Raw genomic sequence first — 23,456 nt, forward strand, 5'->3', positions numbered from 1 at the left:
TTGTCGTTTGGTGAAAGGTACTGTTCCAGATCATGGGCTGAACCCACGCATTGCGCGGCGGTACAATGGCTTCAGCCCTCGACCAAGGGTGGTCTTTTTTCATCTGTTTTTACGCGGCTCTCGGGCCGCGTTTTTTTTGCCCGCAGGAAATTATTTTAAATTAATGCGCAAGGCGGAATGATGCGTTGCGGAAAACGCAATGATTAAAATCACCAGTCGATATTCTGCTTTGGTGGCGCGATAATCCGAACCGGCTGGATAGAAAGACGCGGCGCCCGACGCGCGACGCGATCCGGGTAGAATCTTGCCCTTGCCCCGCGACGGGCAAGTCCCCCGCAGAACCCGATGAAAACCCCGCCATGACCGATTCCTCACCCGCAACCGATTCCGATTTCCCCGCCGATGACCTCGCCGCTGAAGCCGAGGTGATCCAGGAGGCGCGCCTGTGGCGCAAGGACGGCTGGACCGCGCGCGTGATCAAGAATGAGGACGACGACGGCTGGGCCGTCGAAATGATCAAGGACGGCGAGCCTGAGCCTGCACTCGTCGGCCCGTGGACCATGGGCCGTGACAAGAAGAATCCCAAGCCGCTCGACACGTCGGCGTTCAACACGCTCGTGAAGACCGCTTCGGAGGTGCTGCGCCGGCACGAGCAGCAATTGCGCGCACTGCTGCACAAGCGCGTGAGCGTGCAGACCGCCGAAGGCGATGTGGACGTGACGCTCGACATCGTTCCCGACGAGTACGAGCCCTACGGGCTCATCAGCGCGATCGACGCGTTCGGCGAGCAACTCGCTCAGGCGCGCGTCGCGCCGAACTTCAAGCTCACGAAAGCCCGCGCCGAGGCCTGGGCCGAAGGCGGTTTCGGGCGTATCGAATAACGCTCAAAGCCTGCCCGCTTACTCCTGCTTGCAGAAGATCGCTGTTAACAGCGGTCCGGCATGGTGGACGATGGCGTTATTGCCTGCCGCCGTGAGGGCCGCCTGCACCCTCGTCTGGGTGCCGACCACGACGGCGCCGTAGGCGGAAGGGGCGATGGGTGTGCCGTCGCCGGTCTTGAAGAGCGGGTCGTCCTTCTGGAAACCCACGATGGCGAACACGCTGAATCCATAGGCGGTCATGTGCTGGCCGCGCGCGGGCCAGAATGCGTTGATCGAATTGCTTTCGACCTTCATGGGCTTCGGATCGATCAGGTTTTGCGTGATCAGCCCGGAGATGAAGTCGTGTGCGGACTCGCTGCAGGTCAGCGAATCGTCGATGGCGGCGGCGCGGGCGTTGCCGGCGAGAAGCGTCAGGACAGCGAGAAAAAGGGCGGCAAAGGTAAAGCGTTTCATTACGTGAATGGCGAAAGTGCGTGCGCCGGAGCCGTTGGACGCAAAACGTCCGGGCTGGCGCGAAGGGTTGCACTCTACGCGTGTTCGGGCAACTTCGCTTGCGCCGCCGCGGGAGCCGATCTAGCGCTTTTCCTTACAGAACCACAAGCAAAAAGTGGGACGATCGTCGGAATACCTGCAAGATTTCTGGAAGGCGTATATATTGCGCGGTTATGACCGAAAAAGATAAACCTGTAAAAATGGCTCCGAAAGCGGTGCCGCCGCCGCGCACGTGGGACGCTCGCGCGGCGCGCTGGCTTGTCACTCCGCTTGTACCCACGCGCGTTACCCCGAATCATTTGACCACGCTGCGACTCCTGATTGGCGTTGCCGGCGGCTTTTTTCTGGCGCGCGGAGACTTTCTGCACGTCAATATTGGCGCGTTTCTGATCGTGCTGTCGAATTTTGTCGATCATACCGACGGCGAACTGGCGCGTATCAGCGGTAAAACCAGCCGCATCGGGCATTTCTACGATCTCGCGGCGGACGCGCTCGTCACCGTCCTGCTGTTCCTCGGCATGGGCTACGGCCTCGGCGTCGTGGCCGCCCACACCGGCGCCGAATGGCATGTGCCGCCGGCCGTGCTGGGCGGCATCGCGGGCGTCGCGGTCGCCGTGATCTTTTTCCTGCGCATGCGCATCGAGGAAATGGCCGGCAAGGCGGGCACCCAACAGGCGTTCGCCGGCGGCTTCGAGACCGAAGACGTGCTGTATCTGCTACCCCTTGCCACGCTGACGGGCGTCGTGTCGCCGTTCATTATCGCGGCTTCGATCGGGGCGCCGTTGTTCGCCATCTGGGTGGTGCTCGACTATGTGCGCGTGACGCGCCGCCTGCGCCCCGCCAAGGAAACCCGCCAGGTGTGGAGCAGCAGATGAGCCTGCAAGCAGAACAAGAACAGGTCGTAGCGCCGCGCGCCCCCGCGCCAGCCCGCGCCCCCGCGCCAGCCCGCGCCCCCGCGCTAGCCCGCGCCTCACGCGCGGCGGCTGGCGAGCCGGACGGCGCGATCGGCCGCGCGCTGCAACCGCTGAACACCGCGCGCCTGCGCGACGACTATCAGAGCCAGGGCTCGTTCCTGTATCTCGCCGATTTTCTGCCCGCCGACGCCACGCAACAGTTGATCGACGCGGCCAACGCGCTGCTTCCCGAAGTCAACCGCAACTATCTGCCGGGCCACAAGGCGGGCGGCAGCGTGAGCCGTCACACCATCGACCGCCTCGCGCCGTACATCGCCGAGCTTTACCGCTCGCCGCAGCTCATCGCGTGGCTCGAAAAGATCACGGGCGACCGCCTGCAGCTTTCGCCCGAAGACGACCCGCACGCTTACGCTCTCTATTACTACACGCGCGCCGGCGATCACATCGGCTGGCATTACGACACGTCCTACTACGACGGCCGCCGCTATACGGTGCTGCTCGGGGTAATCGACGAGTCGTCGTGCAAGCTCGACTACGAACTGCACACGAAAGACCCGAACAAGGCGGATGAGCCGGGTTCGGTGCAATACCCGCCGGGCGCGCTCATCGTGTTCGACGGCGACAAGCTTCGCCATCGCGTCACGCCGAGTCTCGAAGGCGAAGTGCGCGTTTCGCTCACGCTCGAATACGTGACGAACCCGAATATGCGCCCGTGGCGGCGTTTCATTTCGAACATGAAGGACGCGATTGCGTACTTCGGTTTCCGCCAGGTGTTCCGCAAGGCATTCGGAGGCAAGGCGTGAGCCGTGCTGCCATCCTGCTGTTGTCGATCGGCACGGCGCTCTTCATTGCGCTGCTCGCCTGGCAGGGGCTCGGCTCGGTCACGGGCGCACTTGCGGCCGCGGGCTGGGGCCTCGTCCTCGTCGCGGCGTTCCACGTCGTGCCGCTCGCACTCGACGCGGGTGCGATCGCCGTGCTCTTCGGCCGGGACGAGCGTGTCGATCAGCGCGATGCATTGCTCGCGCGGTGGACCGGCGAATCGGTTAACAGCCTGTTGCCCGCGGGCCAGATCGGCGGCCCCGTGGCGATGGTGCGCCAGCTCGGTCAACGCGGCATGTCGATGCGCAATGCGGCTGCGGCCATCACCGTGAGCACGACGCTGCAAGCCGTCGCGCAGATCGTCTTCGCCGTATTCGGCATCGTGCTTTTTTCGGCCTACGCCGCGAATGGCGCGCCGCGCGACCTCGGCGTCGCCGCGCTGATCGCGACCGCCGTGCTCGGCGGCCTGATCGCGCTGTTTTATGTCGCGCAGCGTCGCGGTCTGTTCGGCCGCCTGCTGCGTCTGGCATCGAAAGTGTTCGGCAAGCGCGACTGGTCGGCGCTTGCCACGCGCGCCGACGCGATCGACGAAGCCGTGAAGTCGCTTTATGCCCGGCGCGGCCGCGTGGCGGCCAGCTTCGCGCTGAGCCTCGCGGGCTGGCTCGTGGGCACGGTGGAAGTGTGGCTCGCGCTGCGCTTTCTCGGCCACCCCACAGGCTGGATCGATGCGCTGCTGCTCGAGAGCATCGGCCAGGCGATTCGCGGTGCGGCCTTCGCCATTCCTGGCTCGCTGGGCGTGCAAGAGGGCGGTTATCTGCTGCTCGCGCCGCTCGTCGGCCTGCCGCCCGAGGCGGCGCTCGCGCTCTCGCTTGCCAAGCGCGCGCGAGAAATCCTGCTCGGCTTGCCGGGCCTTCTGTATCTGCATTTCAGCGAACGTAGCTGGCAACGCCGACGCGCCTTGCGCGTCCCCGCTGTCGAAGTCGCCGATTGACCTTTTTCTTCCAAGGAACGTTTGCGCATGCGCGCCATCATTCTCGCGGCAGGCCTCGGCCTGCGCCTTCAGCAACCCGCTGGAGAACAGTTTCCGAAATGTCTGCTGCAGTTCGAGGGCGTGACGCTGCTCGAACGCCATCTGCAATTCCTGGAAGAGGCGGGTGTCACGGAGGTCGTGCTCGCGCTCGGTTTCCAGCCTGAGCTGGTCGAGGCCGAACTCAAGCGCATCGGCTGGCCGCACAAGGTCGAGGTCGTGATGAATCCGCGCTTCGACCTGGGCAGCGTGCTCACGGTACATCGCACGGCAGAGGCGCTTACGCGCGGCGGCGATGTGCTGCTCATGGACGCCGACGTGCTCTACGACGAGCGCGTGTTCGCACCGCTCGTGGCGGGCGAGGCGCCTGCCAACCGTCTCTTGATCGACCGCGACTTCGAAGCCGGCGACGAGCCCGTGAAGCTGTGTCTGCGCGACGGTGTGCCCGTCGAACTGCGCAAGCAGCTGGCGGTCGGTCTGAAATACGACACGATCGGCGAGTCGGTGGGATTCTTCCGCCTGAACGAAGCGACGGCGCGCCGCTTTGCGCAGATCGTCGAAGGCTATGTCGATACGGGCCGCGCGAACCTGCCGCACGAAGAAGCGCTGCGCGACCTGCTGCTCGAACGCGGCAGCGAGTTCGAAACCGCGGACGTCACCGGCGCGCCGTGGATCGAGATCGACTTCCCCAACGACGTCACGCGCGCCGCGCAGCAGGTGCTGCCGCAACTGCGTCCCGTGGTGAGCCGCGTGAAGCAGGCCGCTATCTAAAGCGCATCTGCGTGGATTGCCTCACGCAGATTGCTCGAATCAGGCCGCGAGGTCTGTCTCCGCATGAAGGCGGAGGCGGGCTTCGCGGCTTTTATTATTTGCGCGCGCGTTTGCTGCGTGGCGCACACGCAAAGGGCGCCGCTTCATCTGTTGCCGGGTTCCCGTTTTCCGCAACAAGGGCCATAATGGCAGCTTTACGCCATCAGCCACGCTGATCGTCGTTCCTGCCCATGCCATTAGCCCTCGGCACATTCATCGTTCCGCTCATTGTCGCGTGCTCGATGTTCATGGAGAACGTGGACGGGACGGTCATCGTCACCGCGCTCCCCGCACTGGCCCGCGATCTCGGCCAGGACCCCATCACACTCAAGCTGGCCGTCACGAGCTACGTGATCGGCCTTGGCGTGTTCATCCCGATCTGCGGCTGGGTGGCCGATCGCTTCGGCTCGCGCAATGTGTTTCGCACTGCCATCGGCATCTTCATGGCAGGGTCGCTGTTGTGCGCGGCTTCGCGCTCGCTCGAGATGTTCGTGGCCGCCCGCTTCGTGCAGGGTATCGGCGGCGCGATGATGGTGCCGGTGGGCCGGATCATCATTTTCCGCTCGCTGCCCAAATCGGACTTCATTCGCGCGGTCAACTATCTCACGGTGCCCGCGCTGCTCGGCCCGGTCGTGGGGCCGCCGCTCGGCGGGTTCATCACCACGTATCTGCACTGGCGGCTGATTTTCTTCATCAACATTCCGATTGGCGTGCTCGGCATCTGGCTCGCGAACCGGCATATCGAGAACATGCACGAGGAGCATCCTGGGCGGCTCGACTGGGTCGGCTTCGTGCTCTCCGCGGGTGGGGCGTCGCTGTTCATGCTCGGCCTCTCGCTCGTGGGCGGCGAGATCGTGGCCACCGGCACCGCGGTGACGATGTGCGTGATCGGCGCGTTGCTGCTGGTGACCTATTGGTTGTATGCGCAACGTGTCGAGCGACCCGTGCTCGATCTGAAATTTCTGCGCATCCCCACCTTCAATGCGAGCGTGGCGGGCGGGTCGCTGTTTCGCATCGGGCTCGGCGCCGTGCCATTTTTGTTACCGCTCACGCTGCAGGAAGGGCTCGGCATGACGGCGTTCGCTTCAGGCGCCATCACTTGCGCTTCGGCGTTCGGCTCGATCTTCATGAAGGCGATCGTCTCGCGCGTGCTCGGGCGCTTTGGCTTTCGCCGCACGCTGATGGTCAACGCGGTCCTCGCGGGCACGGCCATCGCGATATGCGGCTCGTTTTCGCCGGGCATGCCCGTGTGGCTCATCTGGGTCATCGTGCTCGCGGGCGGGATCTTTCCTTCGCTGCAATTCACCGGCCTCAATTCGCTCGCCTACGCCGATATTCCGACGCGCGACATCGGCCGCGCCACGAGCGTGGCAAGCGTGATCCAGCAGGTGTCGCTCGGCCTCGGCGTGACGATCGCGGGCCTCGTGCTGCAGATCTCGCACCGGGTGCAAGGGCATTCGGCCATTGTCTGGTCCGATTTCTGGCCCGCGTTTCTCGTGGTCGGGCTCTTTTCGGCAGCGTCCATTCCGGTGACGATGCGATTGCCCGCGAATGCGGGCGACGAAATTGCGCGCGGCCGGCGCGGCGAGGCCTGATCCAGTCCAGAACGGACGCCGTCTTGCACGGCAGCGGAATCAGCGGATCGCCGGATCGCAATCGTTTTCCTGGCGTGCTATAAGGCCAAGGCAGGTTTCTGGTAGGCCAACAAACCGAATCATGGGGTGAACTCGATGAAGCTGGTTGAAAAAACGAAAATTTCCGCTGCCGCTCTCGCACTGCTTTCGCTATCCGCCTTGTCCACGGGCTTCCTCGAAGCCACGCCGGCCTTTGCGAAGGATACGCAGCAACGCCCTGCGGTCCTCAATGCATCCGCCGTGGCCGTTGCCGACAAGTACGCGGCCGACGCCGCCGAGCAGATCCTCAAGGAGGGCGGTAACGCCGTCGACGCGGCGGTCGCCATCGCCTTCTCGCTCGCCGTGACGTACCCCGAAGCCGGCAACATCGGCGGCGGCGGGTTCATGACGCTCTACGTGAACGGCAAGCCGTACTTTCTCGACTATCGCGAGCGCGCGCCGCTCGCCGCCACGCGCACGATGTACCTCGACGACAAGGGCAACGTGATCCCGGGCAAGAGCCTTTACGGCTACGACGCCGTGGGCGTGCCGGGGACGGTCGAGGGCATGTGGGAGGCGCAGAAGCGCTTCGGCAGGCTGCAATGGAAGCAGGTGCTCGCGCCGGCGATCAAATATGCGCGCGACGGCTTCGTCGTGGACGAGCAGCTCGCGAAGCGCCGTGAGGCCGCGGAAAAGGACTTCGCCGGCAAGACCAATTTCGACGACTACTTCGGCAACCTGAAGGAGGGCGTCACGTTCAAGCAGCCCGATCTCGCCAATGTGCTCACGCGCATTGCGAACCAGGGCGCGAAGGACTTCTATGACGGCAAGACCGCGGATCTGATCGCCGCTTCGATGAAGGGTCACGGCCTCATCACGAAGCGCGACCTGCAGGAGTACAAGGCAGTGTGGCGCCAGCCCGTGGAGGCGAAGTGGAACGGCTACGAGATCATCACTGCGCCGCCCCCGAGCTCGGGTGGCGTGGGCCTCGTGCAGCTGCTCAAGATGAAGTCGATGCTGGCGCCGCAATTCAAGGATGTGCAGCTCAATTCGCCGCAGTACATCCATCTGATCGCGGAGATCGAGAAGCGCGTGTTCGCGGATCGCGCGCAATATCTCGGTGACCCCGACTTCTACAAGGTGCCGGTCGCGCAGCTCACCGACGACGCGTACCTCGCGAAGCGCGCTGCCGAAGTCGACCCCGACAAGCCATCCGACACCAAGAGCGTACAACCGGGCCTCGGCACCTCGATGCCTGAGAAGGCGGAGACGACGCACTTCTCGGTGGTCGACAAGTGGGGCAACGCCGTTTCGAACACGTACACGGTCAATGGCTACTTCGGTTCGGGCGTGGTCGTGCCGGGCGCCGGCATCGTGCTCAACGACGAGATGGACGATTTCGCGTCCAAGCCCGGCGTGCCTAACATGTTCGGCGTGGTGGGCAGCGACGCGAACGCGATTGCGCCGAAGAAGCGTCCGCTTTCGTCGATGACGCCGACCATCCTCACGAAGGACGGCAAGGTGGCGCTCGTGATCGGTACGCCGGGTGGCTCGCGCATCTTCACGTCGGTGTTCCAGGTCATCAACAACAACTACGACTTCGACATGCCGTTGAAGGACGCGGTGGCGGCGATGCGCTTCCACCACCAGTTGCTGCCGCCCAACACGATTTTCTGGGAGCCGTATGCGCCGATCGACGGCGAACTCGCCAGGCAGGTCGAGGCGAAGGGCTACGTGCTGAAGGCGCAGGACTTCAACGGCGACATCCAGGCGATCCGTATCAACGGCGATACGCCCGACGCGGTTTCCGATCCGCGCGGCCGTGGCGTCTCGCGTCTGATCCAGTAAAACCGCGACACCGATGCGAAACGATGCGCTGCGCATGAATGCAAACCATTTCGCATCGGCAAGCTGGCATGAGGCGGCAAAAGTTTGCATGACGTGAGCGTTTGTCCTCAAATCTGGGGATGCCGCTCCGTAATTCATCGCGTACTATGCAACCTCCGGCGGAAGACAGCCCTTTGCCGGCGTGTGTTTTTCTTGGGGCGGCATTTGCCGCCCCATTTTCTTTTCGGCATGCCCGCTTCACGCTTCACAGTCGCACTGCATATTGAATCCGTCAGGCGAGATCATTAAGCTCTGATGTTTGCGTCGCCGCGCAAGCGGGGCGCGCGCCCACTTCTCATCGCACCCGAGCATGGACCTGACGAGCCGCGAACTCGCGTTGATCGCCGACGTCTTCAAGCTGCTGGCCGACCCTATCTTGCCCGAGGGTGCCTTGCGTCTCGAAGTGGGGCGGCGCCTGCTCGAACTGCTGCGCGCCGACGGCCTGCATGCGGGCGCGGACCTGTTCGTCTGGTCGGGCGAAGAGTATCTCGATCATCTGCGCATCGGGCGCGGCAAGCGGCGCGAGCATCTTTCCGATCGGGAGCTTGCGCTGTTCGATCTGGTGCGCCCGGCTTTCATCGCCGCGCTGGCGCGCTCGCGCGCGCAGACGGGCCACGTTCAGCCGCCGCCAGCCGACCCATCCACTGCGGATAACGAAGCGATCAACCGCTTGACGCGGCGCGAGCGCGACGTGGTCGCGCTCGTGGTGGAAGGGCTGCTCGACAAGGAGATCGCCGAGCGGCTAGGCATTTCCTATACGACCGTGCGCACCCATCTCGATCGTTCGTTTCAGAAACTCGGCGTCAGCAACCGCTCGCGCCTCGCGCGACTCGTGCAGTCGACGCAGCGCTGAGGCGTGCCGCGCTTCCCCTTATTCCGGCACGGCTGCCGAAACGTTCTTGCCTGCGGCGTCGATCAACCCGAGGCAGGTTTGCGCGTTGCCGATCCGCTCGATCGCGAGCAGCGCGAAGCGCGCAAGAAAGAGCGGGCCGTTGACTTCGCCCAGATTGGTCATGGTCTTGCACAGCTGCGTGTAGACGGTGTCGAGTTCGCTGTCGGTCATGGCTTTCTCCATCTGTACTTGATTCCGCCAGCGCTCATGCGCACAGCGCATGGTCAAGGGCGGCGAGCGCCTGCGTGGCGACTGTGCCGGCTTCGCCGTGCCAGCGGCCGAGCACGTGGCCGTCCGGGCGCACGAGGTAGAGCGTGCCGGGCTTGGCGCCGTACATCGGGAACAGGCGTCCCGTTCGGTCCCAGCCGCTGCGGCGTGATGCGTCGTCGGGCTGGCGCTGTGCGAGCGGCACCAGCGCGAACGGCAGCGCGCGGGCGGCCAGCGTCGTTTCGAGCGCGGCGATCGGGGCGGGCGTCGCGCCATCCTCGCTGAAGTAGAACGCCGTAAAGCATGGCGCGATCAAGTCGGTCATGTGCCCTTCGCGCACGCCAGCCTGATCGACGATCGTGAGCGGGCATTCGGGCAGCACCGTGCCCGGCACCGGACCGCTCGCGAATGCGTCGGAGGCCGCGTTGAGCGGCGAGGCCGCGTAGGCGATGGCCGAAGTCTGGCGCGGATTGATCAGCGAGCGCACGGCGGCGTGCTCGCGCGCGAGGCTCAGCACGGCGGTGCGCATCAGATCGAATGCAAACGACGGCGGCGCCATGAACTCCGTGCTCTTCGTGCCATAGCTCAGGTTTTCGTGCGCGGCGTAGACGCGCTCATCGGAGTAGCTGTCGAGTAACGCGTCGCTCCCGAGCCCCTTCACGACATACGCGAGTTTCCACGCCAGGTTGTCGGCGTCGTCGATGCCGGAGTTCGCGCCGCGTACGCCGAAGATCGGCACGAGATGCGCCGCGTCGCCCGCGAACAGCACGCGGCCGTGGCGATAGCGCTCGAGCGTGAGCGCATTGGCCTTGTAGATCGTGATCCAGACCGGCGACCACGATGCTTTCTCGCCCATCATGTCGAGCAGGCTCTGCACGCGCGGCATGACGTTTTCGGGCTTGATCGCTTCGTCGGCGTCCTCGCCGTCGCGCAGCTGATAGTCGATGCGCCAGACGTTGTCGGGCTGCTTGTGGACGAGCACGGTCGAGCCGGGATTCGACGCCGGGTCGAAATACGCGAGCCGCTCCGTGGGCCGCGCGCTGTCGAGCAGGATGTCGACGATCACATAACGGCCCTCATAGCTCGTGCCCTGAAGCTTCAGGCCGAGCGACTCGCGCACCGTGCTGCGGCCGCCGTCGGCGGCGACGAGCCAGTCGGTCTGCGCGGTGTAATCGCCTGCGGGCGTGGAGAGCGAGAGCATGGCGCCATGCGCGTCTTCGTGCAGGGCCGTCACCTTCGTGCACCAGCGAATGTCGATGAGATCGGCGTGCCGCTCCGCTGCGTCGAGCAGGAACTGCTCGATGTGGTACTGCGCGAGGTTGACCATCGGCGGGAGCTTCTGGTTTTCGTCCTGCGGCATCGTGAAGTGCAGCACTTCGTCGTTGCGATAGAAGCTGCGCCCACCGGTCCACGGCAGACCTTTGGCGAGAAAGCCGTCGAGCGCGCCGAGGCGCTCGATGATTTCGAGGCTGCGGCGCGAGATGCAGATCGCGCGGCTGCCGTAGCAGACCGATGCGTCGGCTTCGATCAGCACCGAGCGCACGCCGTGCTTCGCGAGGCCGAGCGCGATGGCGAGGCCCACTGGACCGCCGCCGACGATCGTCACGGCGTGGCGTTGCGCTTCACGGCCGCCTTCGAGTTCGGGCAGGCGGGCGGCGTGCTGCCTGGCCTCGAACGGATAGGGTTTGAATCCGGCGCTCATGGGGATTGCGTCTCCGATACGTAAGTCTTGTGCTTGCCGGCATGCCCCGAGCGGGGGCGCTGGCGATGAAGTCAGTATGGAGCGCGAGGCGCGGCCCGCTGTCCTCAATTTGGGTACAGGGGGCTTACGGGGGGGAATTTTGCGCAGTGGTTTTTTGCGCGCGCTTGCGGCGGGTGTTTAACCGTGATCCGTCGCGAGACAAAGCGCAAAAAGCTGCCGCTGGCTCGAAATGCCCAGCCGCTGATACGCGCGTTTCTGATAGGTCACCACACTGCTGGGCTTCACGCCCATGCACTCGGCGATTTCAACCGCGCTGCGTCCTTCGAGCACGCCGCGCAGGGCGTCGAGTTCGCGTTTGGAAAGCGTGGGGCAGAGCCCGCGCAGGCGCGCGAGCATCATCTGAGGAATGCCGAGCTGGCTTTGGCCGCGAATCGTGTAGTGATGCCGGGCCGACTCGCCGATCAGCGGCGCGAGCGATTCGACCAGTTCCACTTCGCCCGGCTGAAAATTGCCGGCGTCGCTTTCGCGGTACAGGTTCACGGAGAGCCAGATGTCGGCGGCGGGCTGCAGCAGCAGCGAGAGCCGGTCGGATACGTTGGGCGTGGCGTAACACGCGGTGCGATAACCATCGTGCGCGATGTCCGCGCTGCTTTGCCAGTGCAGCACGAGCGACGAGCCGGGCTTGTCGGCCGAAGCGCCGCAAACGATCTGCTGATTGCCGTCGAGCGCGTAGAAGAGGCGCGCGTAGGTGTCGGCGACGTCGCGCAAAAAGCGCCCGCCGCGATGATCGGCCACGGAAACCGTGCGCGGCCGGTTGCCGAATTCGTAGGCGAACACGGTGCACTGCGTGACCGACGTCGCCGGGCCGAGCATGTTCAGCACTTCGGCGGCGAGTGCGTTGGCGTCGTCGCGGCCGATGGCCGAAACGAGGCTGGTGACGCGCGAGAGGTCTAACTGACCTGCCTGCCTCGGTCGATCGAGATGCCAGTAACGCATGTGTCTTGACGGAAAACGGCTGGAAAAAGCAACTTTTACGAGATTAGCACCGTTTCGCATCGCCGCGAAAGCGCCGGCAGCGGGGCCGGATCGCCCGCCCGATGCCGCCGCGAAGCCTGCGTCAACGAGAGCAAGGAATGGCACGTTGGGGTAATCTCCACCCTCGGCCGGCGCGGTATGCGCGCCACGTTTCCTTACCTGAATTTCCCTGCGCGCAGGTTATCTCGAAATGTTGACGCTCCCCACCGCGATTCCACCCGATTTCGGCGCCGGAGCGGTCTTTCTCAGCGTACTCGTGACGCAACTGGGCGTGCCCGTCCCGGCCGCGCCGGTGTTGATTCTCGCGGGCACGATGGCGGCGAGCGGCGAGACGTCCTACGGGAGCCTGCTGGCGGCGGCCGTGATCGCGACGCTGCTCGCGGATTCGCTGTGGTTCGCCGCAGGCCGCAAGCGCGGGCGGCGTCTGCTCAATGGGCTCGTGCGTTTTTCGCTGTCGCTGGACACGACGATCCGCATCGCGCGCAACGTATTCGAGCGCTACGGCGCGCCCATTCTCGCGGTGGCGAAGTTCGTTCCGGGGCTCGGCCTGATTTCCGCGCCGCTGCTCGGCACGACGACGGTGGCGGTCCACGTCTTCCTGCTGTGGGACACGGTCGGCGCGGCGTTGTGGGCGGGCACCTGGCTGCTCGGCGGCGCGGCGCTGCATGCGGAAATCGTGCGATTCGCGGCGTTCGTGCGCGCGAACGGCATGACGATTTTCGACGTGCTCGCCGTGGCGGGCGTGCTGTTCCTCGCCTGGCGCTGGCTGCGGCGCATGCAGTTCCGCCACTGGCTGGCGACGCACCGCATTTCGCCCGATCAGCTCGACGAGATGATGAAGTCGAGTGCACCGCCCATCGTGCTCGACGCGCGTCCGCAAGCCGTGCGTCAGAAGGAGGCTTACCGCATTCCCGGCGCGCGGCCGCTGAATCTCGAATCGAGCGAAGAACTCTCGCCCGAGCTGATCGGGCGTCCGATCGTCGTGTACTGCGTGTGCCCGAACGAGGCGACGGCCAAGCGCATCGTCGATCAGTTGCGCAACAAGCACATCTATCACGCGCGCGCGCTCAAGGGCGGGCTCGACGCGTGGGAGCGCCACGGTTATCCGGTCGAGCCGCTGTCCAACGAGTTCCACGCGGCCCATGCCCATGCCGATGAGCTCGAAGCGGGCGAGGAAGCCGAATATACCGTGCGGGCAAGTCTTTCCAAATAACGGTGGTCCTGCCGCCGCGCGTTGTCAGGCGCGCGGCGGGACCTACGCGCGCTGCCTGCGCGAGCCGCCGCCCACGTTCTGTCCCGCATCGCGCGCCATCTGCGCATAACCCCACACCGAGATCAGCGTGAGCACGCCGGCCGCGAGGAAGGCGAGCCGGAAGTCGTCGAGCGTGAACACATGGCCCGTGGTTTCGCCGTTCAGGTTCGCGGCCACGCGCAGCGCGAGCGCGCCGAACGCAATGCCAAGGCCGATCGTCATCTGCGCCGCGGCGCTCCAGAGCGTGCTGGCCGCGCTCATTTGCGGCTGCGCGACGTCGGCGTAGGCCAACGTGGCGAGGGTGGAAAACTGCATCGAGCGCGCCATGCCGTAGACGAACACGACGATCAACACGATAACGAGCGGCGTGCCGGGCGTGAGCAGGCCGCACGCGATCAACGAGACACCGGCAACGCTGACGTCGACGACGGAAACGAGCCGGAAGCCCCAGCGTTCGAGAATGCGCGTCGTGAGCGCCTTCATGCCGAGATTGCCGAGCGCGCTCGCGAGCAGCAGCAGGCCGGACTTGAACGCCGTAAGACCGAAGCCGATCTGGAACATCAGCGGCATCAGATACGGCGCCGCGCCGATGCCGATACGCGTGATCGAGCCGGTCACGATCGTGACGGAAAAGGTCGGAACCTTCAGCGTGGAAACATCGACGAGCGGGTGTGGATGGCGTTTCGCGTGCACGAACGCGACGACCCCGATCGCGACGCCTGCCGCCACGAGCGCCATTGCGCGCCACGGATTCTGGCCGACCTGGCTCGCGAGTTCCGCGCCGTAAAGGATGGCGGTCAGCGCGGCGCCGCTCAGCACGAGCCCCGCGACGTCGAGCGGCCGGCGCTGTTCGCCGCGCAGGTTCGGCACGATGGCGGCGATCGCCGCGAGCACGGCGATGCCGAACGGCACGTTCAGCAAAAAGATCCAGCGCCACGACGCGTAGGTCGTGATGAAGCCGCCGATGGGCGGTCCCTCCACGGGCGCGGCGATGGCGGGCCAGGTGATCGTCGAGATCGCCTGCATGAGCTTGCTTTTCTCGGTGCTGCGCACGACGATCATGCGCCCGACCGGCACCATCATTGCGCCGCCAATGCCCTGCAGGATGCGCGCGGCCACGAACTCGTCGACGTTCTGCGAGATCCCGCACAGCACGGACGCCACCGTGAACGTGACCACGGCGCTGAAGAACACGGTGCGCGCGCCGCAGCGGTCCGCCACCCAGCCGCTGGCCGGAATGAAGATGGCGAGCGCGAGCATGTAGGCGGTCACGCCGAGACTCAGGCTATTCGGGCCGATGCCGAACGAGCGCGCCATCTGCGGCAGCGCCGTGGCGATCACGGTCGTGTCGAGGTACTCCATGAAGAACGTGGCGGCGACGAGGTACGGCAGCCAGCCGACGCCGGGGGAACGTTGTGCGGGAGCGGTCATTGCGCCTCCACGCAGCAGCGGAGAATCAATGCGATCTTGTTACGGAGCATGGGCAGGCAGCGGAGATATTGGCGATCGGTACGTTGCGGACCGGATAGTGAAGCACAAAGCCCGCGGCGAAAGGCGACAGTTTCCATCAGGCAAAAGCATCTGTACAGCCGCGCGGCGGTCCGCGGCGCGGCGAGCCGTTCGCCGTGTGACCCGCGCGGCAAGCCCGAATCGAAGCGCGTAGACTCGTCCGCTGTCGGCATCACATCGTCAACCCGTTGATTAATGGAGAGTCGGAAATGGAATACCGTTTTCTGGGTGCGTCCGGAATGAAGGTGCCGGTGCTGAGCTTAGGCACCGGCACGTTCGGCGGCAAAGGCGAGTTCTTCGAGGCCTGGGGCGCAACCGATGTCGCCGAAGCGCGCAAGCTCATCGACATTTGCCTCGACGCTGGTGTCACGATGTTCGATACGGCCGATATCTATTCGAGCGGCGCGTCGGAGTCGGTGCTCGGCGAGGCGCTCAAGGGGCGCCGCGACAAGGCGATCATCTCGACCAAGGCGACCTTCCGCTTCGACGACGAACCCAACAACGTAGGCTCATCGCGCTTCCACCTGAAGCGCGCGGTCGACACGGCGCTCAAGCGTCTGCAGACCGACCATATCGACCTGTTCCAGTTGCATGGATTCGATGCGCGCACACCGGCCGAAGAGGTGCTGTCCACGCTCGACGAACTGGTACGCGCAGGCAAGGTTCTCTACACGGGCGTGTCGAACTTCTCGGGCTGGCACCTGATGAAGTCTCTGGCCGTGGCCGATCGCTACGGCTATCCGCGTTACGTCGCGAACCAGACGTACTACTCGCTGATCGGCCGCGACTACGAGTGGGAGCTGATGCCGCTCGGGCTCGACCAGGGTGTGGGCGCGGTGGTGTGGAGTCCGCTGGGCTGGGGACGGTTGACGGGCAAGATCCGGCGCGGCCAGCCGCTGCCGGAGAAGAGCCGTCTGCACAAGACGGCGGAGCAGGGGCCGCCGGTGCCGGACGAATACCTCTTTCGCGTACTCGACGCCATCGACGAGATCGCGCAGGAAACCGGCAAGACCGTGCCGCAGATCGCGCTGAACTGGCTGCTGCAGCGGCCGACGGTCGCGACGGTGCTGATCGGCGCGCGCGACGAGGCGCAGTTGCGCCAGAATCTCGGCGCGGTCGGCTGGGACCTCACGCCCGAGCAGGTGGCGAAGCTCGACGCCGCGAGTGCTGTGCGGCCTGTGTACCCCTACTGGCACCAGGAGGGTTTTGCCGAGCGCAATCCGTCACCGGTGTGACGAGTCGCCTCGCCCGGTGAGGCTTCATCAAGCCGCTTCGGTCTGGCGCAGGATCTGGGTCGCGCCCAGATGCAGCGCCAGCGCGAAGAACTCGCGCTCCGCGAGATTGAGGGTCTTCGCGGCGGCCATCGCGCGGTAGTGATCTTCCGGGTGCAGGAACAACTTCACTTCGACTTTCGACTGACGGTTCTGCGCGGACTCCATGGATGCTTCTCCTTCGGTAACCGGGCGCTCGGCCCGTGACGGGTGCGAAGCCCATTACCGGGCGTCCATACGCGCAAAAGCGCGCGCCGTTTGCCGCGACGTGAATAGCAGCATGAAAACGGCGATGACGCGGAGTGGGCCTTTCAAGTTCGCCTGCCGCGGCGCGTGCGCGACGGCAGGACACGCGCGCTGAACTAGCGAAGCGTGGGACGACGCAATGCGCCGGTAGTGCGATTGAAGCCGGGATGAGACAGGTGATGCGACGGCGGGGCAACGTACTGCATAGCGACCAACCTCCGGAATTCTTCTTCTTGTGCGGCAGGGCGCCGCATGTAGTACGGGCCAGAGTGTAGTCGGGTTTTGTCCTAGGGTAAACCCCTAATTCGAAAAGAATTATTGCGCAGATTGAGAAAATCGCCCGACAAGACCCGGAAATGCGCTGTGGACGCACTTCAATTCATGCGGAATGCATAAGGGGGGTGTGAATGGGGCGGCGTGAGTCGCCGCCCCGGCGCTGGCCAGAAGTGAGCCTGGCAGTCAGCGTGAAGGCGTGGGGCGCATCAGCGCCCGGCCATTATTCCTCGACGCGCTTGCGCAGGCGCGCACGCGCTTCGCCGAGCGACAGGAACTTGCCGTGTGCTTCGTCCAGCACAGTGACCTTGCCGTGGCCGATGTCATAGACCCAGCCCTGCAGTTCGAGCTGGCCCTGGGCCACGCGCGCCGCCACGGCGGGGTGCGTGCGCAGGTGCGTGAGTTGCAGGCGGACGTTTTCTTCCACGAGCGCCTGAACGATCTGGTCGTCGTCCAGACCGCGGGTCTTGACCACGCTGCGCGCGGCTTCCGCGTTGCGCAGCCACGCGTGCACGGTGGGCATGTCGGCCGTGGCTTCCGCGCCCGAGGCGAGCCCCTTCATCGCGCCGCAATCGGTATGGCCGCACAGCACGATCTGCTTCACGTTGAGCGCGAGCACCGCGAACTCCACGACGGCGGAAACGCCGCCGAGCATTTCGCCGTACGCCGGCACGATATTGCCGATGTTGCGGCACACGAACAGATCACCGGGCTTGGCCTGCGTGATCATTTCCGGCGAAACGCGCGAGTCGGCGCAGGTGATGAAGAGCGTGTGCGGCGCCTGGCTGTGGGCGAGGCTGCGGAACAGCTCCTTGTTGCCCGGGAAAACGTGATGAGTGAATTCTTCCACGCCGTCGAGCAGGTGTAACAGGTCGCAGCCGCACGAATCGGAGTGACCGTCGTGCGAGTGGGTGTTGTCTGGCATGGATGTTTCTCTCTTTATCATGAATCGACACTATCGAATGGCAACAGCGGGAGTTTACGCTGAGCCGACCCCTTGCGGATCGGAAAACTTCGCGTCACGTTGCCCCGGACAGCCGTTTCCCCCGGTACTCAATCGTCGAACCCGCGGGATATGCCGATAAACCGGCAGAAAAGACGGCTAATTACCGGAAAGCGTGCTGCTGCGAAGGCGCTGACGCGTCGTGCGTTTCCGTTCGAAAAGAGATTTTCTCACGCCGGGTGCAATTGGCACACCCGCGGTGTCGCCGGCGATGTCGGGATCATGAGGAAGGAGGAGCCGCGACCGACCAGTCGGTCGGCGCGCTCACCACGCCATGCGCCATTGACCTGAAGATTGGCCAGGGGTGTCGGGCAACAGCGTGTCGCCGGGCGGTATCGTGGCGTCCGAGAAGTCGGAGAGAATCTCGTCGCGCAGCCGCACGAAGCGCGGATCCGCGCGATCGCGCGGGCGCGGCAATGCCACGTCGACGATGCGACGAATGCGGCCGGGGCGCGGCGCCATCGTCACGACGCGCTCGCCCAGGTAGATCGCCTCGTCGACATCGTGCGTGACGAGGATCATCGTGATGCGTTCGCGTTCCCAGATGCGCAGCAGTTCGTTTTGCAGACGGCTGCGCGTGAGGGCGTCGAGTGCGCCGAAGGGTTCGTCGAGCAGCAGCACGCGCGGGCGATTGACGAGGCCGCGCGCGATCGCCACGCGCTGCGCCATGCCGCCCGAGAGCTGATGCGGATACGCCCGCTCGAAGCCCGTGAGGCCCACGAGTGCGATGTGCTCGGCCACCGCGTCGTGTTTTTCGCGTGCCGACAGCGGGGCGTTGCGCAGTGCCGCCAGGATGTTCTGTTCTGCCGTGAGCCAGGGAAACAGACGATGATCCTGGAACACGATGCCGCGCTCGAGCGAGGTGTCGCCAACACGTTCGCCGCGCATCATGATGGCGCCGCTATAGCCCGCGTCGAGGCCGGCGATCAGGCGCAGCAGCGTGGATTTTCCGCATCCGCTCGCGCCGAGCACGCTCACGAATTCGCCGGGGCGCACATGCAGCGTCACGTCGTCGAGCACGACGAGCGTGGACTCGCCCGTGCCGTAACGCTTGCTCACATGCAGAATGTCGAGTCCGGCGGGTTCAGTGGCGCTCATCGGCTTTTCTCCAGTTTCTGTTGATTGGTAGTCCGGATCATTGGGCGGTGATGTGCAGCCGCGCCAGCACCGTTCGCTCCACGCGCCGAGCGAGCGCATTGAGCGCCCAGCCGATCGCGCCCACGACGACGATGCCGAACAGCACGAGGTCCATGCGGAACTGCTCGCTGCCGTCGATCAGAAGATTGCCGATGCCGCTGCCCGCCACGAGCAGATACTCCGCGCCGAGCGTGGCGAGCCACGAATAGATGAGCGCGAGATAAAGGCCCGTAAAAATAGAGGGCAGCGCGGCGGGCAACAGCACGTAGCGGACAAGCTGCAGGCGCGAATAGCGCAACGCCCGCGCGAGTTCGACGTATTTGCGTGGCACGGCGTGAATGCCGTCACACGTATGGGCGGCAACCGGGAGCAGCGCCGCGAGCGAAAGGAAGACCACCTTGGCGGCGTCGCCGAGCCCGAACCATACGGAAATGAGCGGAATCCATGCGAACAGCGAGATCTGCTTGAAGGTGTCGAAGCTCGGCCCCACGACGCGTGCGGCGATGCGCGAAAGACCCAGCGCGCCGCCCAGCAGGAACCCCGCCGACGCGCCGATGGCAAAGCCGCAGGCTTCGCGGGCAAGCGACGCCGAAAGCGCGCGGAACAATGCACCGCTTTCGATTTGTTCATAAGCGGTGCGAATCACATCGCCGGGACTCACGAGCAGGCCGCTTTTCACGAGATGCGAGGCGCTCAAGGCCCACCACAGCGCGATGGCGACGAGGGGCAGGGCGGCGCCACGTAAATCGACAGTGCGGCGCGGCCTCGCTTCGGTGGCCGCGTCACAGGCGCAATCGGGACGCGCGGATGCTCGTGCAAGCGATATCTTCATGGCGAATTCTCCCTTGTCCTCAATGGCGGCAGTTATTCATCGTCAGCGTCAGCCGCGAAACGCCGAAGGCGTGCCGCGCCGCAAACGTCGCTCGAGCACATCGAGCAGACGATTGATGACGAGGCCGACCGCGCCCACCACGACCACTGACGCCATCACGAGATCGAGCTGAAAGAGCTGGCGGCCATATACGATCAGATAGCCGAGGCCTTCCGAGGACGCCACGAGCTCGACGACGACGAGCGCGAGCCACGCCTTCGTGAAGGCCAGGCGCACGCCGGTGGCGAGCGTCGGAATCGCCGCGGGCAGCACGAGCCTCACGATGCGTTGCCAGCGGGTGTAGGCGAACACGCGCGCGACTTCATCGAGTGCAGCGGGTGTCTGCCGAAAGCCCTGCATGGTGCTGAGCGTGACGGGCACGAGCGCCGCGTGAGCGATGAGCAAATACTTGAGCGGCTCGCCCACGCCGACGAGCAACAGCAGAAAGGGCAGCCAGCCGAGCACGGGAATCTGCACGATCGCGTTGAAGCTGGGCAGCACCCACGCTTCGAGTGTGCGGGAGAGCCCGAGCGCACCGCCGATCAGGAACCCGAGCGCGGTGCCGCCGGCGAAGCCCAGCAGCACGCGTTGCAGGCTGATCAGCGTATTGCGCGCAAGCTCGCCACTCTGGGCGAGGTCGACGAAGGTTTCATAAACGCGCTGCGGCGCAGGCAGGATTTGCGGTGCGATCCAGCCACGCGCGCAGCCGACGCTCCACAGCAGATACAGCATTGCAGGCAGCAGCCAGGGCGCGAGATGCCAGGTGCATGCGCGCAGTACGCTGCGCCAGCGCACGTGCGCGCTCGTCGTGTCGAAACGTGGTGTTGCTGCACGCGGCGCGTCCGAAGCAATCGTGATCGCGGTTTCCGTCATGATGCGGCTCCTCTCGCGTGCTCAGCCCAGCGGCTTGCCGGCGGCGTCGTAGCGGGTCCAGTAGTGTTCGAGCTTTTGCGCACGCAGCGCGTTGTCGAGATAGCGCGGCTCGAACCACGAATCGACGTCCACGGGCTGGCGGATCAGCTTCAGGCGCAACGCGTCCTGCGCAACGGCTTTGTAGCGCGCCACGATGAACGGATCGATCAGCGGCGAATTGCGGTACTTCAGCGGCTGGTCGCCGAATTCGGCTTGCCAGGACGAATAGCTCACGCCGCTCTTCGCCCAGAGCTTGAAGAGCGCGTCGCGGTTTGCTTCATCGGACGACCATTGCGCCGCCTGCACGAAGACATTGACCACGCGTTGCACGATGTCGGGGTGTGCCTTCTCGAAGCCGTCGAGCACGAGCAGATGCGCCTGGCGCGTCAATTGCGGGCCGTCATGCTGCGATTCGTAGACGATGCGAACGAGCCCCTGATCGCGCAGCCGGTAAAGGTGATAGTCGTTCACCGAGGCGTCGATGCCTTTCGATGCGAGCGCCGCGAGCGAACTTGCGTTGTCGAGGTTGATCACCCGTAGCGCGCGCTCGTCGAGCTGGTTCTCCGCGAGCGCGTTGTCGGCCACGAGTTGCAGATTCGTGCCGCGAAAAATGGCGACGCGCCGGTCCTTGAGGTCCTTGATCGATTTGATGTCGGAATCGGCGGGCACACCCACTTTCACGCCGGAGCGCACGCCCGACTCCAGCAGGATGCGGGTCTTGAGGCCGTTGGCGCGCGCGAGCACCGAGGGCAGGTCGCCTTGATACGCGAAGTCGAGTGCATTGTTGGCAATGGCCTCGTTCACTGCCGGACCCGCGCCTTTGAAGAAGAGCCACTCGACCTTGATGCCGTCGGCGGCGAATTCCTTTTCGAGCAACTGCTGGCCGCGCACTGTGGCAGCGGTCGAACCGCCGAAAGTGGGCGGGTCGCCCGCGCCTTGCTGCGCGACGCCGATGCGGATCACGGCGGGCTTCTCGGCCGCAGCATGCAGGGAGACGAACGAAAGCGCAGCAAAAATCAGAAACTGCGGCAGGTACTGCAGTACGCGATGTGAACGCATGGGCAGGTCGGATCTGGGTGACGAAACGGGGTGCGCGGACTGGCGAGCTTGCTTCGCTGTCGTTGCCGTTGGGTCATTCTTTTCCGGGTTTGCCGATGAGGACAACCAATGATTCGAGATTTGCATTTCTCGACAAAGGCGCTGCGCTTTTCGGGGAAGGTGAACGGCAGGGCGCATTCATAGTAGTGGAACGTGGCCCGTGCAGTAGGAAGAAATCGTGCTATCGATGTGAGCAGAAGCGCAAAGCCGCACCGCGCGTCGGGGCGCGGTGCGGTGTGTGAAAGCGCGCCTTAAGGTGTTTCGACCGCGTGGCGCGGTGCAGCGGCACGCCGCGACGGCATGAAGTACCACACGGCGCAGAGTACTTGCAGACCGACGAGTACGGCCCACACGGTCTGATGCGCGACCGCGGGGTAGTGGCCGTCGAGTGCGGGCCAGTGTGCGAGCGCGGCGCCGATCGCGATCTGCAGCAGGAAGATGCCGATGAAGATGACGAGCGTGAACGTGGTGTTCACGCGGCCGATCAGACGCGGCGGGAAATATTCGGCGAGCACGGCATACGTGAGGATGCCGGTGCCCCCGAACGCGCCGTAAGCCGCCCAAAGCAGCGACGCGGGAAGCGGCACGCGCGCCGCGAGCAAGGCTTGCACGAGCACGAACACAAGCATCGTGACGCCGGAAAAGAGCTGGACGCTCACGCCGCGCCGCTCGAAGCTGCGCGCGAGCGCGCCAAAGCCGATGTTGCCGACAATGAAAGCGCCGCCCAGCACGGAAACGAGCGAGGCCGCGCGCGCGCCGACATCGGCGGTGCCGGCCGGCACGACGTCGCGCAGAAACGCGCCGACCCACAACGACTGCATGGCGTAAAACACGGCCTGGGTGAGGCCCGAGAACGTTGCGGTCTTCCAGAATGCATGGCTGCACAGGATATGCGCGGTGCCCTTGAACTGCTCGATCACGCTCGCCTGGTGGTGGGTGTCGCGCGTACGCGGCCCGCCAATCCAGATGATGGCGGCCACGAGCACCGTCAGCACCGCGAGCCCGATGCTCACCGCGCGCCAGGGCGCGATCGAGAGCAGCCACGAGAGCGGGGCGCCCACGGCCACGCCGCCCAGGCCGCCCACGGCCATCACGAGGCCGTTCACGAGCGTGAGCTGCGCCACGGGAAAGTGCTGCGCGGTGGCTTTGAACGCGCCGCCGAGGCACACCGACACGCCCACGCCGATCAGCAGCCGGCCCACCATCATTGCGGCCATGTTGTGCGAGACGCCGAAGATCAACGCACCCGCCGCCGCCACGAGCATGACGCACGCGGTGACGCGGCGCGGGCCGTAATGGTCGAGCAGCACGCCGCCCGGAATTTGCGCGCCCGCGAAGCCGAGGAAATAAAGGCTCGTGAGCGTGCCGAGATCGGTCGCCGTGAAGCCCATTTCACGCGAGAGAAACGGCGCGAAGCCGAGATTGACGCCGCGAAACAGATACGAAATGAAGTAGCCGAGCGCGAATACGGCGAATACGCGCAGTCTGAGTGAGGTCATGTTGGGGGCGAAAGCGGATTGAATGCCTGGCTGTCGATTATTGGCGATTGCCGTTTGGGAGGCCAGCGAGAGATTTCAGACGGCATTGTGAGTAGAATTTGACGTC

Annotated in this window: 22 protein-coding genes; 10 read left to right on the plus strand and 12 right to left on the minus strand. The window is 65.0% G+C overall.

Features of this window, described 5'->3' with window-relative positions; translation table 11 throughout:
• Positions 1–359: 359 nt before the first annotated feature.
• A complete protein-coding gene (locus BFD71_RS27345) occupies positions 360–881 on the plus strand; it encodes a hypothetical protein (RefSeq protein WP_069267451.1) in 522 nt (173 codons plus the stop codon).
• Positions 882–899: 18 nt separating this feature from the next.
• Here the strand turns inward: BFD71_RS27345 and BFD71_RS27350 are convergent, their stop codons facing one another.
• Entirely contained in the window at positions 900–1,334 is a 435-nt protein-coding gene (locus BFD71_RS27350) for a hypothetical protein (protein WP_069267452.1), read from the minus strand.
• A 212-nt stretch (positions 1,335–1,546) separates the two neighbouring features.
• Between BFD71_RS27350 and BFD71_RS27355 the strand changes: the two genes are divergently transcribed.
• The 7 genes from BFD71_RS27355 (at position 1,547) to BFD71_RS27385 (ending at position 9,296) form a co-directional block, all read left to right on the plus strand.
• Positions 1,547–2,248, plus strand: coding sequence for a CDP-alcohol phosphatidyltransferase family protein (locus BFD71_RS27355; RefSeq protein ID WP_069267453.1), 702 nt, complete (start codon positions 1,547–1,549; stop codon positions 2,246–2,248).
• Positions 2,245–3,090, plus strand: a complete 846-nt coding sequence (locus tag BFD71_RS27360) for a 2OG-Fe(II) oxygenase (RefSeq protein WP_069267487.1) — start codon at positions 2,245–2,247, stop codon at positions 3,088–3,090. The genes BFD71_RS27355 and BFD71_RS27360 overlap by 4 nt, the downstream gene beginning before the upstream one ends.
• Positions 3,087–4,097, plus strand: a complete 1,011-nt coding sequence (locus BFD71_RS27365; RefSeq protein WP_069267454.1) for a flippase-like domain-containing protein — start codon at positions 3,087–3,089, stop codon at positions 4,095–4,097. Before BFD71_RS27360 ends, BFD71_RS27365 begins: the two co-directional genes overlap by 4 nt.
• 27 nt (positions 4,098–4,124) lie before the next feature.
• Positions 4,125–4,904, plus strand: a complete 780-nt coding sequence (locus tag BFD71_RS27370) for a phosphocholine cytidylyltransferase family protein (protein ID WP_069267455.1) — start codon at positions 4,125–4,127, stop codon at positions 4,902–4,904.
• A 230-nt stretch (positions 4,905–5,134) separates the two neighbouring features.
• Positions 5,135–6,538: an MFS transporter gene (locus BFD71_RS27375; protein ID WP_069267456.1), complete on the plus strand. Its 1,404-nt coding sequence runs from the start codon at positions 5,135–5,137 to the stop codon at positions 6,536–6,538.
• 135 nt (positions 6,539–6,673) lie between these two features.
• Positions 6,674–8,404 (plus strand): gamma-glutamyltransferase, encoded by a 1,731-nt coding sequence (gene ggt / locus BFD71_RS27380; RefSeq protein WP_069267488.1) that lies wholly within the window; start codon positions 6,674–6,676, stop codon positions 8,402–8,404.
• A 349-nt stretch (positions 8,405–8,753) separates the two neighbouring features.
• The gene (locus tag BFD71_RS27385; RefSeq protein ID WP_069267457.1) at positions 8,754–9,296 is read left to right on the plus strand and encodes a helix-turn-helix transcriptional regulator; all 543 of its coding nucleotides are present in this window, start codon (positions 8,754–8,756) and stop codon (positions 9,294–9,296) included.
• 18 nt (positions 9,297–9,314) lie between these two features.
• Here BFD71_RS27385 and BFD71_RS27390 read toward each other — a convergent pair whose 3' ends face one another.
• The 3 genes from BFD71_RS27390 to BFD71_RS27400 form a co-directional block, all read right to left on the minus strand.
• A complete protein-coding gene (locus tag BFD71_RS27390) occupies positions 9,315–9,506 on the minus strand; it encodes a hypothetical protein (protein ID WP_069267458.1) in 192 nt (63 codons plus the stop codon).
• A 34-nt stretch (positions 9,507–9,540) separates the two neighbouring features.
• Positions 9,541–11,244, minus strand: coding sequence for an FAD-dependent oxidoreductase (locus tag BFD71_RS27395; RefSeq protein WP_069267459.1), 1,704 nt, complete (start codon positions 11,242–11,244; stop codon positions 9,541–9,543).
• A 177-nt stretch (positions 11,245–11,421) separates the two neighbouring features.
• A complete protein-coding gene (locus tag BFD71_RS27400; protein WP_069267460.1) occupies positions 11,422–12,240 on the minus strand; it encodes a helix-turn-helix transcriptional regulator in 819 nt (272 codons plus the stop codon).
• Between the two features lie 229 nt (positions 12,241–12,469).
• On the opposite strand from BFD71_RS27400, the gene BFD71_RS27405 reads away from it, so the two are divergent.
• Positions 12,470–13,492, plus strand: a complete 1,023-nt coding sequence (locus BFD71_RS27405; protein WP_069267461.1) for a VTT domain-containing protein — start codon at positions 12,470–12,472, stop codon at positions 13,490–13,492.
• Positions 13,493–13,534: 42 nt separating this feature from the next.
• Here the strand turns inward: BFD71_RS27405 and BFD71_RS27410 are convergent, their stop codons facing one another.
• Positions 13,535–14,962, minus strand: a complete 1,428-nt coding sequence (locus BFD71_RS27410; RefSeq protein WP_069267462.1) for an MFS transporter — start codon at positions 14,960–14,962, stop codon at positions 13,535–13,537.
• 287 nt (positions 14,963–15,249) lie between these two features.
• Between BFD71_RS27410 and BFD71_RS27415 the strand changes: the two genes are divergently transcribed.
• Positions 15,250–16,275, plus strand: coding sequence for an aldo/keto reductase (locus BFD71_RS27415; protein WP_069267463.1), 1,026 nt, complete (start codon positions 15,250–15,252; stop codon positions 16,273–16,275).
• A 27-nt stretch (positions 16,276–16,302) separates the two neighbouring features.
• On the opposite strand, the gene BFD71_RS41615 is transcribed toward BFD71_RS27415, so the two are convergent.
• The 7 genes from BFD71_RS41615 to BFD71_RS27445 all read right to left on the minus strand — a co-directional run bounded on the left by BFD71_RS41615 (position 16,303) and on the right by BFD71_RS27445 (position 23,350).
• A complete protein-coding gene (locus tag BFD71_RS41615) occupies positions 16,303–16,479 on the minus strand; it encodes a hypothetical protein (protein ID WP_154677984.1) in 177 nt (58 codons plus the stop codon).
• Between the two features lie 574 nt (positions 16,480–17,053).
• Entirely contained in the window at positions 17,054–17,755 is a 702-nt protein-coding gene (locus BFD71_RS27420; RefSeq protein ID WP_069267464.1) for a carbonic anhydrase, read from the minus strand.
• A 342-nt stretch (positions 17,756–18,097) separates the two neighbouring features.
• Complete coding sequence (locus BFD71_RS27425; protein WP_069267465.1) at positions 18,098–18,931, minus strand: ABC transporter ATP-binding protein; 834 nt, start codon at positions 18,929–18,931, stop codon at positions 18,098–18,100.
• Positions 18,932–18,968: 37 nt separating this feature from the next.
• A complete protein-coding gene (locus BFD71_RS27430; protein WP_069267466.1) occupies positions 18,969–19,802 on the minus strand; it encodes an ABC transporter permease in 834 nt (277 codons plus the stop codon).
• Between the two features lie 48 nt (positions 19,803–19,850).
• Positions 19,851–20,714, minus strand: coding sequence for an ABC transporter permease (locus BFD71_RS27435; protein WP_069267467.1), 864 nt, complete (start codon positions 20,712–20,714; stop codon positions 19,851–19,853).
• Positions 20,715–20,735: 21 nt separating this feature from the next.
• On the minus strand, positions 20,736–21,812 hold the full coding sequence (locus tag BFD71_RS27440; protein WP_069267468.1) for an ABC transporter substrate-binding protein: 1,077 nt from the start codon (positions 21,810–21,812) through the stop codon (positions 20,736–20,738).
• 290 nt (positions 21,813–22,102) lie between these two features.
• On the minus strand, positions 22,103–23,350 hold the full coding sequence (locus BFD71_RS27445; protein ID WP_069267469.1) for an MFS transporter: 1,248 nt from the start codon (positions 23,348–23,350) through the stop codon (positions 22,103–22,105).
• Positions 23,351–23,456: the final 106 nt, after the last annotated feature.

Origin of the sequence: Paraburkholderia nodosa, assembly GCF_001718195.1 — a bacterium.
GTDB classification, from domain to species: Bacteria; Pseudomonadota; Gammaproteobacteria; order Burkholderiales; family Burkholderiaceae; genus Paraburkholderia; species Paraburkholderia nodosa_A.